Raw genomic sequence first — 16,282 nt, forward strand, 5'->3', positions numbered from 1 at the left:
GGATGCCGTTACGGCGTAGCTGCGGTCGAACGGCCCTGCTTGGCGCTCGTGACACCCTCGCGCGAGCGTTCGTGATGCAGGAATGGCCGCTGAAGCAGGGAAAAACCGGAATTCACAAGCGACGTGACCGCAAAGATCACAACTATGACTGCGTACATCGCGCTGATGTTGAAGGCATCGGAATAGTGGATCAGGCGCGCACCCAGACCGATATTGGCGTAGGCGATCTCGGCGGAAAGCACGCCGATGATCGACATCGCTATGCCGAGTTGGAACCCTACGAACAAGGGGCGCAACATGGCAGGGAGATAGATCATACGGCCCATTTGCCACAGGCTCAGATTGAAGCTGCGCCCGACGTTCAGCAGCGCCTTGTCGATCAGGAGGAAGCCTGTGATCGTGCTGAAAACAACGGGAAAGAAGGCCGACATGGCGGCCTTGGCGATTTTCGATTCGATGCCCAATCCGAAGACCAGAAACAGGATGGGCAGGAAGATTATCTTGGGCGTGCTTCCGAGGGCATGGATGTAAGGCTCGAAGGCCCTGCGTATAAACGGATTCGAACCGAGCCATATGCCGACCACGACAGCGATAGCCGACCCCGCAAAGAAGCCTGTGAAGGATTCGAAAAGGGTGATCGCCAGGTCGCGATAGAAGGTCGCGTCGCCGAATTCGGCCACAAGTGCGCTCAAGACCGAGAGCGGCTGCGGAACAACGCCTTGGTAGAGCAGTCCCGAAATGGCGATTGCCTGCCAGAACGCGAGCAGGAGGACGACGGTGGATATCCTTATCACAGCGACTTTGGACAAGAACGTGGTTCCCGAGGAGGGGATGGCGATTCTCATGTCACCTCACAAGCTTCTCGAGCCTGTTGACGATTGCGTTTGCAAGGATGCTGACGAGCGCAATGGCGATGATTGCGGTATAGGTGCCTATGACGTCGAAGCGGTAGTAGCGATCGGACACGATCCGCCCCAGGCCGCCGGCATCGACGAGATATTCCACCGCCACAATATTGATCAGCGTGTAGAGGAGCCCGAGCCGGATTCCGGCGAAGATTGTGGGCGCCCCGCTAGGCAGGATGATCTGGCGGAATATGGCAGCGTCCGAAAGACTGAAGCTTTTTCCGACCTTTATCAGCGTTTCGGGAACGGACATGAAGGCCGCCCTCACATGCGTGATAATGGGAATCACGCCCGAGGCGAAGCCCATGAAGATCAGGGTGAAATCGTTTCTTCCGAAGATGACCATGAAAAGTGGGTAGAGAAGAAAGATCGGTGCCGCGAACAACGCCGCCAGCCAGCCTTCGTAAGCCAGTCCAAAATCGCGATAGCGGTAGAGAAAGTAGCCTAGCGGCACCGCAATGCAGATCTCCAGGATGAGTGCAGCGCCGACCAGAGCGAAGGTCAGTTCTGCGCCGTGGAACAATTCGGCGCGCAGATCCCCCACGAAGAGCCCGGCAATGGCATCGCTCGGCCGAGCAATGATCACTGGCGAGACGATATCCAATCGCACCAGTCCTTCGACAATGGCCAGGGCCACCAGCACGCTGGCGATCCCGAACAGGGTCGCGGGATCGAGTGTGCGGGAAATGATCCTTCCGATACCAGAGCGCCGCCGGCGTCCATCCGGGCGGCCGCCGCCAGCGTTTCCCGCGGTGACTGCGGTCACCGACGTCGCGTTGTCCGGTTCTGCGGAATTTTCCTTCACCAAAGACATTGCGGGCTGATCATCCGGTTCAAGCAGGAGACCTCCTAGTGATGGTTGAGCCATTCGAGGCTGGACCCTTCTGACGAGTCGATGGTGATGTCGAGAAGGTAGCAGTAGCCGGCCTCGACCGCTTTCAGCCCGCGCTCAATGGCAGCGCCAAGATCGGCAACATCCGCGACGGTTGGTTCAGATGAGAAGCCGAAATCCCTGGCGATGCCAGGAATATCGATGGGCGGATCGTCTATGCGTTGGCCGATCCACTTGTTCTCCACGGGTCGGTTGCGCTGCTTTGCGACCGATTCCTGTTGCACCTCGTCGGTGTAGTAGCTCCGGTTGTTGGCGACGACGATCAACACCGGGATCTTGTAGTGGGACGCAGTCCAAAGCGCGGTCGGTGAACCCAGGAACTCGCCGTCTCCCATCAGGCCAACTGCCAGTCGGCCCGTGTCTTTCAGGGCCAGCGCCGTCCCGATCGTCATGCCCGGGCCCGAGCCGACACCCCCGCCGCCGTCATAGCCCAGGTAATCGAGCGGTTCGTGGAAGACGTAGGATCCGGCCGGCCAGTTCAGCGGCACGCGCGCCAGGCATAGTTTGCGCTCTCCGCGTGCCGCCGACAGCGCCGTGCCGATATCCTCGAGGCGCGGCGTGCCCTTACTGCGTCGTTGACCGGACCGTTGAGCGGGGCTCGGCACCGGATAGGGCGTTCGCTGCATGCCCAGCCGCTCGAGTGCATCCGAGAGCGGCCTCAACAGGGTGTCCGGATCGACAGCCACGCGCAAGTCGGCGCCGACCAGTCTCTGGTGATCGCCAGACCATCCATTGTGGACGTGGTGGTCGATGGAAACTTGGATCAATTTGGCCCGGTGCTTTCCGTCCACGGCAGCCTGGCGCATGACGTCCGCGGTATCGCCCCAATCCAGGCTGAGGACGACATCGGCTTCGGCCAGAACCTGCCGGTTGACCGGCGTCAGAAACAGGTCGGGCGGCGCGCCGTGAAGCGGATGGTCGGTCGGAAAGCTGGCACCCATCCTGAGGTCGGTGATGACGCGGGCGTCGAGCAATTCGGCGAGACGAACCCTTTGTTCCCAATCTTCCGGCAAACGCGAGGCGCGACCGACCAGCAATACAGGTTTCCGCGCGGCGACGAGCAGACCGGCAATCTCGCTGATCGTCTCATCGGCGGCGCGGGATGGCGCGGGCGTGCGGAACAAGTCGAAATCCGGAAATTCCACGTTGCCGGTCAACGCATCTTCCTGCAGGCGCCGATCCAGCGCGACATAGGACGGCCCGCACGGCGCGGTGCAGGCCGACATGTGGGCGCGCAACATTGCCTCGACGATCGCAGAAGGCGACGTCGGCTGGTCGTCCCATTTGACGAAATTGCGGATCAATGCGCCCTGGTCGCGGCTGGTGTGTAGCCAGTCGATCCAGTTGCGACGAACCGCGGTGTCGACCGCGCCTGTCGCGCCGAGCATTATGATCGGCACACGATCGCACCAGGCATTGAATATCGACATCATGCCGTTCATCAGCCCGACATTGCTGTGCAACACCACGGCCATCGGGCGACCCGCCGCCTTTGCATATCCATGCGCAATAGAGACGACGCTTTCTTCATGAAGCGCCAGCAGCATCGCCGGCGACTCGTTGGCAAGATAGTTGATCAGACTGTCATGCAGGCCGCGAAAGCTCGATCCGGGATTGACGCAGACATACTCAATCCCAAGCCGACGGAGCATCTCGGCGGCCACGTCGCTCCCCCAGACCATCCGGGCGTCTTGAGCGGGAAGCGGAATGTCGGGTGTCATTTGAGGTCCCTGCCGTCCGTCAAGCGAAAGTTTCGACGATGGTTTTGATGTTGGTGTGCTCGAGTAGCCCCTCAATCCCGGCTTCTCGGCCCAGGCCACTGTCGCCAACTCCGCCGAAAGGTGCTTCGGGCGCCGTCACGGTCACACCGTTCACAGCGACGACTCCCGCTTTCAGCCCATCCGACAGAACTGCCGCGCTGCGGTGAGAACGCGTGAATGCATAGGCGGCCAAACCGTAGGGAAGGCTGTTTGCCCTTTTCAAGACTTCGTCCAAATCGTCGAACGCTACGATCGGTGCGACAGGGCCGAACGGTTCCTGCTGCATCACGTCGGCGCCATCGGGGACGCCGGTCAGAACAGTGGGCGAATAGAAAAAACCGCGATTGCCGACGCGGCCGCCGCCGGCGACCACCTGCGCGCCGCGGTCGACGGCATCCTGCACGAAACCTTCCATGGCCTCCAATCTTCGACGGTTCGCCACCGGCCCCATCTGGAACCTGTCTTCCGCGCCGTCGCCGACGGTGATCTTGGCTGCCGCTGCAACGAAACGCTGCGAAAATTGCTCCATGACTTCGGACTGGACGAAGAAACGTGTCGGTGCCGTGCAAACCTGTCCGGCGTTGCGGAAGCGGGCCTTCACGCATTGTTCCACGGCGCGATCCACATCCGCATCGGCCATGACGATCGCCGGCGAGTGGCCGCCAAGTTCCAGCGTCACCTTCTTCAACGCGCGCGCTGCCATCTGCGCCACATGTTTCCCGACCGCGACAGATCCCGTCAGGCTGACCTTTTTGATCACAGGGCTGGAAATGAGATAGTCGGAAATCTCGGCAGGATTGCCGAAGACGATGTTGACAACATCCTTCGGGATCCCGGCTTCAAGGCACAGCCGACCCAGGATGACTGCCGCGCCAGGCGTTTCCTCGGACGGCTTCAAGACGACCGAGCAGCCCGCCGCAACAGCATGCGCGATCTTACGGGCCGCCATCATGCAAGGGAAATTCCAGGGCGAGAATGCTGCGACCGGCCCCACCGGCTCATGCGTGACAAGGATCCTGCTATCTTCGTAGCGGGATGGAACCACTCGCCCATAAATCCGGCGCGCCTCCTCTGACAGCCACTCGATAAGTTCAGCGGTGGCGGCAACCTCGGCCTTTGCCTCCGCAAGCGGCTTGCCCTGTTCGGCTGTGATCGTCGGCGCGAGAAGTGCTGCATTCTCACGGATCAACGTCGCAAAGCGCCGCACGACCTTGGCGCGCTCCTGCGGCAAAACCTTGCGCCACATGACAAATCCGAGTTCCGCAGATTCCAGCGCGCGATCCAGGTCGGCCATCACTGCGACGGGAAGGCGTCCGAGTTCGACTTCTGATGCGGGATTGACAACTGCCAGCGTCTCGCGCCCGCTGCCCTTGGTCCACTCTCCTGCAATCAGGTGCGCGAGCTGATCATGCATGGCTTGTTCCTCAGACCAAACGATCTTTGAGATGGTAGAAAGTGCTGAGCTCATGCGTGGGTCCGATGACATCGGCCTTGCGCACGTAGCTGGCGGTCAGCTGCGAAAAATCATTCACGCCCAGGAGACCCAGCGCGTTGATGATCTCCCGCTCGATGAGTTCCAGGCAGCGCACCAGACCCGCTTCGCCGCCCGCGGCGAGCGCCCAGCCCTGAAGACGACCGATCGCCACAGCACTGGCGCCAAGGGCAACCGCTTTGATGACGTCGGTGCCTCGCAGGAAACCGCCGTCGACAATCAGTTCCGCCCTGCCCTTCACGTGCGGAGCGATTTCGGCCAACGTGTCCAGCGCACCCAGGCAATGGTCCAACTGGCGTCCGCCATGGTTGGAAACATAGAGCGTGTCGACGCCGCGCTCGACCGCCATCTCGGCATCCTCGGCCGAGGCGATCCCCTTCAGTATGAAGGAGCCATCCCAGAAATCCCGAATCCGGGCCATCAGATCCCAGGTGATCGCTGCCTGCAGATGACGGTCCTTCTGGGCCTTCACACTGGGCGGCAACCACCGGTTCATAAGCTGGCGCTCGCGGATTCCGTAGTAGGCGGAATCGACCGTCAGCGCGAGCGAGGTGTAGCCGGCATTCTTCACACGGCCAAGGATCGCCTTCACCCAATCGAAATCGCCGCGCACGTAGAGCTGGAAGATCTTGGGCCCGTCCGTTGCTGCGGCGATCTCTTCGAGCGACGGCTCGGTTATCGAGCTGATAATCGGGATGGTTCCGAAAGCCGCGGCCGCACGTGCCGCACTGGCACCGCCGCCGACAGATATCGCCTGCAGCGAACCGATCGGCGCCAGCAGCACGGGAATCCGGACCTTGTTGCCAACGACCGTCGTCGACACATCGATCTGGGACATGTCGCGCAAGACGCGAGGAATAAAGGCATAGCTGTCGAGTGCGTGCCGGTTGCGTCGCATCGTCATTTCCGATTCCGCGCCGCCGGTCAGATAGTCCCAGACATCCTGGGTTAGATTGCGCCGTGCGAGCGTCACGATTTCCTGATTGCACGTAAATTCGCTCACATTTCCCTCGCTACACCCGGCAGACTTGCGCTTCTCTTGACACTGCGGTCCCTCAGTGAAGGGACGTCGCTTCCACCTCGGCCACTGCGGCGGCGAAGATGCGAATCCCTTCCCACAGGTGCGCCTTCGTGGTGACCAGGGGCGGCATAAGACGAATGGTCGATCCATAGCGGCCACACGCCATGACACGTACGCCGAGCTGCTCGCAGCGCTGGAGGATCGCACCGACCCGTTTGGCGTCGAGGGGCGTGCGGGTCGCCTTGTCGGAAACAAGTTCAATACCGATGAAGAAGCCACGACCGCGCACATCGTCCATGAACCGGCTTTTCGCGGCAATTGCCGTCAACTCCGCCTTCATTTCGGCCCCCACGATGGCCGCGCGACCAATGAGGTCGTCTGCCGGATCGGTCAGGATTTCCAGGTTGGCCAGCGCGACGACGTTGGCGACAGCATTTTCCGCAGCAGTTAGAACCTGGGAGCCGAGTGGAAGTTTGCCTCGATACCGCTCGTGAATCGTGAGGCCGGAAAGGGGCATATCGCCGCCGATAGCCTTGGCCCATACGACCATGTCGGGAACAATGCCGAAATGCTCGCTTGCCCACATCTTGCCAGTCCGCCCGCCGCCCGCTTGCACTTCGTCGACGATGAGCAGAATCCCCTTCTTGGTGCAGGTCTCACGCAACATCTGCATGAATTCGACAGGCGGATCGATGTAGCCGCCGTCCGCCTGCATGGATTCGATGATCACCGCCGCGACGTCGTCGGCGCCTGTGTTCGGAGTGGTGAGCTTGTAATCGAGATACTTGGCGCAGCGCACCTCGCATTCCGGATAGCGCAGGTCGGCGAAGCAACGGTAGCAATAGGCATATGGCATATGGATTGCGCCCGGCATCAGCGGACCGAACCCAGCCCTGAAGTTCTCGCGGGTGGTGAGTGCCAACGAACCATGGAATACGCCATGGTAGGCTCCCTCGAAGGCGACAATCTGTGACTTGCCGGTGATCGCCTTGGCAAATTTTAGAGCCGTTTCGATCGCACCCGACCCGCTCATCCCGAACCAGGTGAAGCATTCGTCGCGCAAACCGTGCGGCATCGTCGAAGCCAGTTTCTCGGCAAGCGCAACGGTGGTCTCATTGATCAGGCCGGCCGAATGCATCAACTTTTCCGACTGGCTTTTGATCGCAGCCACGACCTTAGGATGGTTCCGTCCCACGCTCGACACCGCAACGCCGGCGGACATATCGAGGAAGATGTTGCCATCGGGATCCTGGATTCCGGCGCCCTTGCCGCCCTCCACGACCAGGCGTCCACGAACGGAAGGCCTGGTGGGACTCTGGGCTTTGAGAGCCCGCTCGATCAGCGTGCGTGCGATCGGTCCCGGAAATTCGTTGGTTACGATCCTCGGCATGATCGGATAGGACAGGGCTGCCAAGCTTTCTTCCGAAATCATCAAAGCGCTCCACTTTGTTACCGCCAGACCGTGCGGCGGCTGGCAACGACACGATTGGCCACAGCCGAGTTATTGCCAGACGACGACCTGAGGCGGGTTGATCGCGCCATAGACTGACTTGTTGCCGAGGATCTCAAAGGCATCGGGTACCTTCTCGATCCCCTCCAGTTTGTGCGTGATTGTCGGCTCGATCTGCACTCGCTTCGAGGCGACCAGGTCGATCGCGTATCGCACCATCTTCGGGGACGGCAACCGGCGTCCGTAAACGCGCAGCCCCTTCTTCTCGATCAGGCCGTAGACGACCTCGGTGCCCACTGGCAGATGGCCGACCTCCATGATGCGCCCTTCATGCCGCAGCATCTGGAGTCCCTGCTGGAATGCATCTGTGCCGGCATGCCCCTGCTCTCGGCTGCCACCGGCGCACTCGATGACCACGTCGCAGCCAAGGCCATTTGTCGCCTCCATTACGGCAGCGACCGGGTCGGTCGTAGTCACGTTGACGGTAATGTCGGCGCCGAGCTTTCTTGCCAGCTCCAACACCGGCTCGCGACGCGCCATGGCGATAACCTTGCCTGCCCCCGCAGCGCGCGCAACTTGGAGCGAATCGAGCCCCATTGGCCCGAGCCCGATGACCGCGACCGTGTCGCCCATGGATATGCCCACGCCCTCGATTGCACCGACGATCGACACGAGAGGCTGAAGGGCCGCGCACTCAAAGTCCGACACCTCATCGGGAACCGCAGCAAGCATCCGCGCCGGCGCCGCAAAATACTCGGCGAGACAGCCGGGCGTATCTTCGCCGACGTTGATGACCGATCGGCAGAGCGTAGACAGCCCCGCATTGCAATATTTACAACCGCCGCATGGAACGCCGCGATGGTAGAACACGCGCTCGCCAAGCTTGACGTTCTCGACACCCTTGCCGACCTCGACGACCTCAGCACAGAACTCATGCCCGAAAAGCGGGACCGGGCGCTGCTTGGCGAACATAGCCTTCAAGGTTTCGTGCCCCGAAACCGGCAGGCCGCGAAACTCGGCCACTTCCGTCACGGACAATTCCAGCACGCGCGTTCGCAACACCACCCAGCCAGGATCCGCCGATGGCATGGGCGCGTCTTCCAACCGCATATCGTTAAAGCCATAGGACAACCAGGACTTCATTCTCGCACTCCGTCGTTGGTGGGATTAAACCCTGTTTGCCAATTTAGGTCAATCAAAAAGCTACATAATTAAGCTATTTTATTATTATTTCTACGAGGGCTGAGCTGCGGTCCGCCATCTGCATTGCGCTTCAGCCGCGCGGCGACGCTGCAACCTTGGCGGAAGCATGCTGTCCCACCTGCTCGCCAAAGTTCTCGAAGAACTCCATGGCCAATTTCCTGCTGGTGGAATCAATGAGCCGCGCACCGAGTTGCGCGAGCTTGCCGCCAATCTGAGCATCGACCTCATAAGAGAGCGTCGTGCCACCATTGACGGGTGTCAGACGAACCCGCGCGCTGCCCTTCGCAAAGCCGGCAATGCCGCCACTGCCCGTGCCGGAGATCGTGTAGCCGAAAGGCGGGTCGAGATCCGTCAGTTCGACATCGCCTTTGAATTTGGCGCTGACCGGACCGAGCTTCACGGACACGACGGCGTTGAACGACGTATCCGACGTGCGTGTGAGGGACTGACAACCGGGAATGGATTTCAGCAGGGTCTGTTCGTCGTTCAGGTAGTGCCATACCACTTCGGGAGGAAACTGAAGTGGATAGTCTCCGCTCAACTTCATCGCTCAACCTTTTCCTGTATCGATGACTTCGCTGCTGCTCGGCCCGGCCAGAATCGGGCTAGGCTCCGGCCTGTTGCTTCACTTCCGCCTCGGCCATCCCCAGGCTCGCTTCGGTGCGAAGATCCGCCCAAATGCCGCCGACGATCCGGCCGAATCTCTCGCTGCCGATGATCTCCGACGTACGCGGGCGCGGCAGGTCGATTTCCACGATGCGTTTGATACGACCTGGCCGATAGGTCATCACAATCACGCGGTCGCTGAGCTGAACCGCTTCGGTGATGTTGTGCGTAATGAGCAACGTGGTCTGCTTCAGCGACTGCTGAATTTGCAGGACCTTGTCGCCGAGGAGCATGCGCGTCTGCTCATCCAGCGCCGCGAAGGGCTCATCCATCAGGAGGATCTTTGGTTTCGCCGCCAAAGTTCGCGCGATGGCGATACGCTGGCGCATGCCGCCAGACATTTCTGACGGATAATGGTTCTCGAAGCCATTGAGACCCACCAAGGCGATCAGGTCTCTCGCCTGCTCCAACCGCTCGCGCTTCGGCACGCCAGCGGCCTCGAGCGGAAAGGCGACATTGTCGAGGGCGGTTCGCCAGGGAAATGTGGATTCTTCCTGAAAAACGCTGCCGATCGATTTCCGGATCTGTGCACCAGTTTGCCCTTCGACGAGAACCTCGCCGGAATAGCGCGAGAAGAACCCGCCTATGATGCTGAATAGCGTTGACTTACCGCAGCCGCTTGGCCCGATGATCGAGATGAATTCACCAGGCTGCACATCGAAAGAGAAATCCCGTACAGCCCAGGTTTCAGCAGCACCTTCACCGTAGGATTTTCCGACGTTCCGCAGGGCGAGTGCCGGAATGAGAGCGTCGGCTGCGGCAGTTGGAGTGACGAGCGTTTGAGGCACGTTCATGGGTGTCAAATCCCTGTTTGTGGCTGGCGGCTCTTGGCCCTGGCTGGGAACACTCTCATCCCTCCGGTCTTCGATCTTCAGAGCGCGGCCCAATTGCGGCTCGCTCTTATGGCTTCGGCTCGACAACGCGTCTCAGTCGCCTACCAAACATAAGGTACATTATCATTGGAGAGGATAAAGGCGTTGTCAACATGCGATACTTAAATATTCAGGCGATGATTTCATCAATCAAAGAACATGTGGATGGATCGCCTTTCAACGATCCATCCATTTCTAAAATTATCATCCGTATTTAAGACGACTATTCATAAAACCATCTTTCGATGGCCTACTTCGGAGTCGAATAAACAATGTCGATTAGTTGTTTCTGCTCATCGTCTGTTAGACGCCTGCTGATCGACTTTCCTGCGACAGCCTGATCAATAACCCGATCCAGATGGGCAATCGGTCCGAAGGCCAGGGCAGGCCGTTTGTAGAAGGCGAGGCCCTTCGCAGCGATGTTCGCATCTACCTTGTTGAGTTCGCCGTAGAACTTCGCAGACGCCTCAGGGTTCGCGTAGGCCCAGTCGATGCAGCCATCCAGGACCTTGAGGAACTTTTCGGCAACATCCCGGTGGCCAGAGATAAAGTCCGAATTCGCGATAATGACACGGCCGGTCAAATCGGCCTGGGATTTGATGTCGTCGCCGGAGAAGAGCACGCGCACCTCGCCCTTCTCGACCGAACCGAGCACGGACGGAGGCACTGAATAACCCACGTCGATCTGACCAGTCATTATCATTGTGAAAGTGGCATCCATGCCGCCGGTCGCTGTCGGCTTGAAGTCGATACCCTTCTCGGTTTTGAGAGCGAGCAGAGCCGCCTCGGTGGCGCCACCCGGACGCGAGAAGGCGACCGTCTTTCCTGTCAGGTCGTCGATGCCTTTGATGGGGCTTGCCGCAGGAACATAGAAGAACGTGTCGTTCTGGCCCATGAACTCCGCACTGATGATCTTGATTTTCGCACCCTGCATGGACGCGGCCAGAACGGCGTTGATGCCGGGCGAGTAGCCGATATCCATACCGCCGGCCACTACGGCCTGCACGTTCTCCGACCCCCCTCGTGTGGAAATGACCTCAACATCGAGGCCCGCCTTCTCGAACTCGCCGCGCTGCTTGCAAAGCGTTGGCTGAGACGTATCCCAAAGCCCAAGGAACGTCGTCGCGACCTTAACCTTCTCAAGTTGCTGCGCTGCCGCCGGATTTGACGCAAATAACATCGCGCCGACGGCGAAGAGCGGCAGAACCCTCATATTGAGCATATCAACCTCCATTGATGGGCGCCGTCGAGGCATCGGTGGCCAAGACTTTCAGCGCAGATAACAGTCATCCGTTCCCAACAGAGCGACCGCGCCGTGAGCACGCTCGCCTCGCGGATGCAGCCCTTGCGATCAACCGATGGTCGTCGAGGCTCTATGGCCTAATTTAGCTACATCAGAAACTAACATTACATAGATACAAAGTGTATTCAAGGCCTCGAATGGCACATAATTTTGGGCAACCCGCAGCCCGGATTCCTCGAGGCGTCGGCTCGCCGTGCAGTTTCGTGTGAAACCGCCTGATGGCCGCTTCAGATCTTCAAGGCTTGGGCTGATGGGACGGTATCTGGCCGGGGCTATGAACGCTGTCCGCCTCGGATAGGCGATTGGTCGATGCGCGCTTTGTTCTCGGAGAGGCTTGACATGCAGGGAAATAGCTTCACTATTCATCTACATATTGAACGTAAATCGAGTTGGCCGCGGCCACGATATTCGAGTTGGTTTGCCATGACAGACAGCGCCGTAAACGAACATTCATCGCGTACGCGGCCGAACCGGCCAGAGGTTCCGGCGTCGTTCCAGGCGGGGAATGAGCTGTGGGGTAGCGATCGGGTCGCCAGTCTGCTGGCTGCCTTCGATCTGAAATATTTATGTCTCAACCCGGGCTCGAGCTTCCGCGGGCTGCACGACAGCATCGTGAATTTCGGCGGCAATGCCAATCCACAGATGCTGGTCTGCCTCCATGAGGAGCATGCCGTGGCGATCGCGCATGGTTATGCCAAGGTTACCGGAAAGCCGCTGGCGGTCGCTCTCCATGCCAATGTCGGACTGATGCATGCAACGATGGCCATCTTCAACGCCTGGTGCGACCGCGTGCCGATGCTCATTCTTGGTGGAACCGGTCCGGTCGATGCGGCCAAGCGGAGGCCGTTCATCGACTGGATCCACTGCGCACGTGACCAGGGATCGATGATCCGCGGCTACGTCAAATGGGACGACCAGCCTGCCTCCCTGGCGGCCGCCGAAGAGGCGATCTTGCGTGGCATGCAGCTAGGGATGACGGCGCCTCAGGGTCCGATCTATATCAACCTGGATTCAGAGATTCAGGAGGAGGCCATTATAGCAGGTTCTCCCTTGCCATCGCTCGATCGCTATCAGCCGGTTGCGGCGTCCGCGCCAAATGAGGCTATGCTGAAAGCTGCTGCTGCGGCCCTGGCTGGCGCCAAACACCCGGTCATCCTTATGGGGCGCGTTTCGCGTGACATGCAGGCCTGGGCGGAGCGCGTCACGCTGGCCGAGCGGCTTGGCGCCATGGTGATTACCGACCTCAAGGTCGGCGCCGCATTCCCGACCGCGCATCCCCTTCATGCCGGTGCTCCTGGCATGTCGGTTACCAAGGCGGCTGCAACAAGGCTGAAGGAGGCCGATGTCATCCTGTCGCTTGATTGGGTCGATCTGGCGGGCGTACTCGCCACGCATTTCCCGGGCAAGACCTGCCGGGCGCAGATCATTCAGGTTTCAGTCGATCATCAGTTGCACAACGGATGGAGCTTTGACCACCAGGCACTGCCACCCGTCGACATTCACCTGGCGACAACACCCGAAGCATTCGCTTCGAGCTTGTTGCCGCTCCTTCCCACCACCAAGCAGACGTATCAAGCGCTCAACCGCCAGCCGGCAAAACCCGGCAAGGCCGAGGAACTTGGCCTTGCCGACATCGCCTTCGCAATGGCCAGTGCAGCACGGGAAACGCCGATATCGCTCCTGCGCATCCCGCTCGGCTGGGACGGCGCACTCACCGATTTCGACCATCCGCTGGATCAGCTCGGCCATTCCGGCGGCGGTGGTGTTGGCTCCGGCCCGGGCATGGCCGTCGGCTCGGCCCTGGCGTTGATGGGAACCGACCGCTTGCCGGTCGCCGTCCTGGGCGATGGCGACACCTTGATGGGCATCACAGCATTGTGGACGGCGGTGCACTACGGCATCCCGCTGCTCGTTGTGGTGGCCAACAACCGCTCGTACTTCAATGATGAACTGCACCAGGAACGGGTCGCACGTCGAAGAGACCGGCCGGTGGAAAACAAATGGATTGGGCAGCGCATCGATGACCCCGCTCCCGATATTGCAATGATGGCGCGTGCCCAGGGCGCGGAGGGGGTCGGGCCGATCCGCGAGGCGGAAACACTGGATAGCGAAATGCGCAAAGCCGTCGCTGCGGTTCAAGCCGGCAAGGTCGTGGTTCTCGACGTGCATATCGGCGCCGGTTACGCCGCCGGCGGCGCCTCATAAAGCGCGCTTGGCGCCTAACAGACTGTTTTACAGGCGGAACCCGTCGGCCATGGCAAAACTCAGGATACTGGTTCCCGATACATACGTGAAGGTCCTCGACATCGAGCGGTCGGTGACCGGAGACAGCTTCGAATACGACGTTCACGACGAGAACGATGCCAGGGCGATTCCGGAAGCTGTATGGCGATCCTGCGATGCACTCCTTGTCTGGCATCGCGTGCGGATAGACGCAGGCATTGTCGCGATGCTGGACAACTGCCGGCTTATCGTGCGGGTCGGCGTTGGCTTCGACAACATTGATCTCGCCGCTTGCACCGGGCGCGGCATCCCCGTTTGCAACGTGCCGAACTACGGCACAACGGAAGTGGCCGATCACGCCCTGGCATTGTTGCTGCATTTGGCTCGGGGGCTTGGAAGCTATGAAGCTCGGCTGAGGGCGAACCCTGTGGGCGAGTATTTCGCCGAGAACGTTCCGGTGGTTCGCCGTCTGCGTGGAACCACCTTTGGCGCGGTCGGCCTTGGCCGCATCGGAACCGCCGTGGCACGGCGCGCAAGCGCATTCGATATGAAGGTCGTCTACTATGACCCGCTCTTGCCGGAGGGCCACGAGCTGGGCATAGGCCTCAAGCGGGCGGGTTCGCTTGAGGAATTGCTAGCCGCCTCCGATGTGGTGAGCCTTCATACCCCGCTGACGCCAGAGACGCATTCGCTCATGAATGCGGCGCGGCTGGCGCAGATGAAGCCCGGCGCCATCCTCATCAACATCGCAAGAGGCAAGCTGGTCGACTTGAATGCCGTGGAGGCCGCGCTGCGGTCGGGCCATCTCGGCGCTGCCGGCTTGGATGTTCTCCCCAGCGAACCGCCGGATGTCGCCTCGCCGCTGCTCGCCGCGTGGTTGAGCCGGGAGCCATGGCTTGCAGGTCGCTTGGCGCTGACGCCGCACGCGGCGTTCTTTTCCGAGGCCTCCTACGTCGACATGCGCACACTCGCCGCCGAGGTAATTCACGACTTCTTCCTGCGTGGAAAGCTGCGCAACAATGTGAATGCGGGCTGGCAGTCGAATGCAACCGAGCGCGAGCAAGCCGGGCTCGTCATGTCGACCAGTTGACGGCGCGATCATGACCGATGACCAGAACGCATTGCTTGGCACCCGTAACGTGAATGCCGGCAACTCGCCAAAACACGAACTCGACCTGCGAACCACTGGGGTGGCTGCCTCGACCCCGGCAGGCGACCTTCCCGGCAACCCCGCGAAAATGGCGACAATTGTCACCGAACGAAGACGGCAATCGTCGAGATCCGCACGGGCGCTGACTTCCGTTCTGAACCTCGACGATTTCCAGACCATAGCCCGCCGCAGGCTACCGCGTCCGATCTACGAATATTATGCCGGCGCCGCGGAAACGGGCCAGTCCTTTGCCGCCAACCGCAGCGCCTTTCTCAAGGCCGCCTTGGTGCCAAGAGTGCTCGTGGATGTTTCGGCCCGCAGCCCGGCCACCGTGCTGTTTGGCCGCGAGTACCGACTTCCGATCGGCATTGCCCCGATGGGCTTGAGCGGCTTGTCGACGTTCGAAGGCGACCTCGTGCTTGCCCGGGCCGCCGCCGACGAGAACATTCCGATGATCGTCAGCGCAACATCGATCATGCCTCTCGAGCGGCTTGCCGCCGAGGGTTCGGCCAGATGGTTTCAATCTTACCTTCCTGGCGAGCCCGAGCGGATCAAGGCGATGGTCGACCGCGTCGCGGCGGCCGGCTACGAAACCTTTGTGCTGACCGTCGATCTTCCAGTGCCGGCCAACCGGGAAAACAACATCCGGACCGGCTTCAGCATTCCGCTTCGCCCGAGCCTTCGACTGGCCCTCGACGGCCTGCTTCACCCGCGCTGGTCGATCGGGACTTTTGCACGGACGATGACAACGGGCGTTCCGCGTTTCGAGAACATGGACGCCTTCCGCGGCCCGCCGATTCTCTCACGCAATCTGGTGCGATCGATCGGTGCGCGCGATCAGCTGAACTGGAGCCATGTCCAGTCTATCCGCGACCGTTGGAAAGGCACCTTCGTTCTCAAGGGCATCCTTGCCGCTCAGGATGCGGCCAGGGCACGTGAATGCGGCGTCGACGGCATCATCGTTTCGAACCACGGAGGGCGCCAGTTGGACGGTGCGATATCGCCCTTGCATGTGCTTCCGCAGATCGTTCAGCAAGCCAACGGCATGCGTGTCATGCTCGACGGCGGTGTGCGGCGCGGAACCGACGTGCTGAAGGCACTGGCCGCAGGTGCGGACTTCGTCTTCATCGGCCGGCCATTCCTGTTCGCAGCCGTGCTGGGCGGCGGGGGCGTGCGCCATGCCATCCAGTTGATCGGCCAGGAGATCGACCGGGACATGGCGATGCTCGGCGCAAACACGGTCGGCGAAATCGACAGTTCGTTCCTGACAAGGCCTTGAGCACAGCCCCTGCCGGGCCGGCATCCAAGGTTGAGTACCAATCGCAAAATCGTCGCTCGGAAGGGA

The 16,282-nt window shown here is 60.6% G+C and carries 13 protein-coding genes; 3 read left to right on the plus strand and 10 right to left on the minus strand.

All coding sequences use genetic code 11. The features are described 5' to 3' along the window. Window positions 1–8 precede the first annotated feature (8 nt). The 10 genes from AC1D08_RS13025 to AC1D08_RS13070 all read right to left on the minus strand — a co-directional run bounded on the left by AC1D08_RS13025 (window position 9) and on the right by AC1D08_RS13070 (window position 11,483). Entirely contained in the window at window positions 9–809 is an 801-nt protein-coding gene (locus tag AC1D08_RS13025) for an ABC transporter permease (RefSeq protein ID WP_477423254.1), read from the minus strand. Window positions 810–846: 37 nt separating this feature from the next. Further along, window positions 847–1,719: an ABC transporter permease gene (locus tag AC1D08_RS13030; protein WP_477423256.1), complete on the minus strand. Its 873-nt coding sequence runs from the start codon at window positions 1,717–1,719 to the stop codon at window positions 847–849. A 35-nt stretch (window positions 1,720–1,754) separates the two neighbouring features. Further along, entirely contained in the window at window positions 1,755–3,518 is a 1,764-nt protein-coding gene (locus AC1D08_RS13035; RefSeq protein WP_457154060.1) for a thiamine pyrophosphate-binding protein, read from the minus strand. Between the two features lie 19 nt (window positions 3,519–3,537). Beyond that, complete coding sequence (locus AC1D08_RS13040; protein ID WP_477423258.1) at window positions 3,538–5,025, minus strand: NAD-dependent succinate-semialdehyde dehydrogenase; 1,488 nt, start codon at window positions 5,023–5,025, stop codon at window positions 3,538–3,540. Further along, complete coding sequence (locus AC1D08_RS13045; RefSeq protein WP_457154062.1) at window positions 4,982–6,052, minus strand: alpha-hydroxy acid oxidase; 1,071 nt, start codon at window positions 6,050–6,052, stop codon at window positions 4,982–4,984. Before AC1D08_RS13045 ends, AC1D08_RS13040 begins: the two co-directional genes overlap by 44 nt. Before the next feature lie 52 nt (window positions 6,053–6,104). Beyond that, window positions 6,105–7,502 carry an aspartate aminotransferase family protein gene (locus AC1D08_RS13050; protein WP_477423260.1) on the minus strand — a complete coding sequence of 466 codons (1,398 nt, stop codon included), beginning with the start codon at window positions 7,500–7,502 and terminating at the stop codon, window positions 6,105–6,107. Window positions 7,503–7,571: 69 nt separating this feature from the next. Then, window positions 7,572–8,663 carry a zinc-dependent alcohol dehydrogenase gene (locus tag AC1D08_RS13055; RefSeq protein ID WP_477226567.1) on the minus strand — a complete coding sequence of 364 codons (1,092 nt, stop codon included), beginning with the start codon at window positions 8,661–8,663 and terminating at the stop codon, window positions 7,572–7,574. A gap of 130 nt (window positions 8,664–8,793) precedes the next feature. Further along, on the minus strand, window positions 8,794–9,270 hold the full coding sequence (locus tag AC1D08_RS13060; RefSeq protein WP_477423262.1) for an SRPBCC family protein: 477 nt from the start codon (window positions 9,268–9,270) through the stop codon (window positions 8,794–8,796). A 58-nt stretch (window positions 9,271–9,328) separates the two neighbouring features. Beyond that, entirely contained in the window at window positions 9,329–10,183 is an 855-nt protein-coding gene (locus tag AC1D08_RS13065) for an ABC transporter ATP-binding protein (RefSeq protein WP_477423264.1), read from the minus strand. A 328-nt stretch (window positions 10,184–10,511) separates the two neighbouring features. Continuing rightward, entirely contained in the window at window positions 10,512–11,483 is a 972-nt protein-coding gene (locus AC1D08_RS13070) for an ABC transporter substrate-binding protein (protein ID WP_457153354.1), read from the minus strand. Window positions 11,484–11,987: 504 nt separating this feature from the next. Here AC1D08_RS13070 and AC1D08_RS13075 point away from each other — a divergent pair. The 3 genes from AC1D08_RS13075 to AC1D08_RS13085 all read left to right on the plus strand — a co-directional run bounded on the left by AC1D08_RS13075 (window position 11,988) and on the right by AC1D08_RS13085 (window position 16,216). Continuing rightward, window positions 11,988–13,769, plus strand: coding sequence for a thiamine pyrophosphate-binding protein (locus AC1D08_RS13075; RefSeq protein WP_457153353.1), 1,782 nt, complete (start codon window positions 11,988–11,990; stop codon window positions 13,767–13,769). A 49-nt stretch (window positions 13,770–13,818) separates the two neighbouring features. Beyond that, a complete protein-coding gene (locus tag AC1D08_RS13080) occupies window positions 13,819–14,877 on the plus strand; it encodes a C-terminal binding protein (protein WP_457153352.1) in 1,059 nt (352 codons plus the stop codon). Between the two features lie 148 nt (window positions 14,878–15,025). Next, entirely contained in the window at window positions 15,026–16,216 is a 1,191-nt protein-coding gene (locus AC1D08_RS13085) for an alpha-hydroxy acid oxidase (protein ID WP_477423354.1), read from the plus strand. Window positions 16,217–16,282: the final 66 nt, after the last annotated feature.

The sequence above is a fragment of the Mesorhizobium sp. P2_E6 genome, from assembly GCF_056403835.1.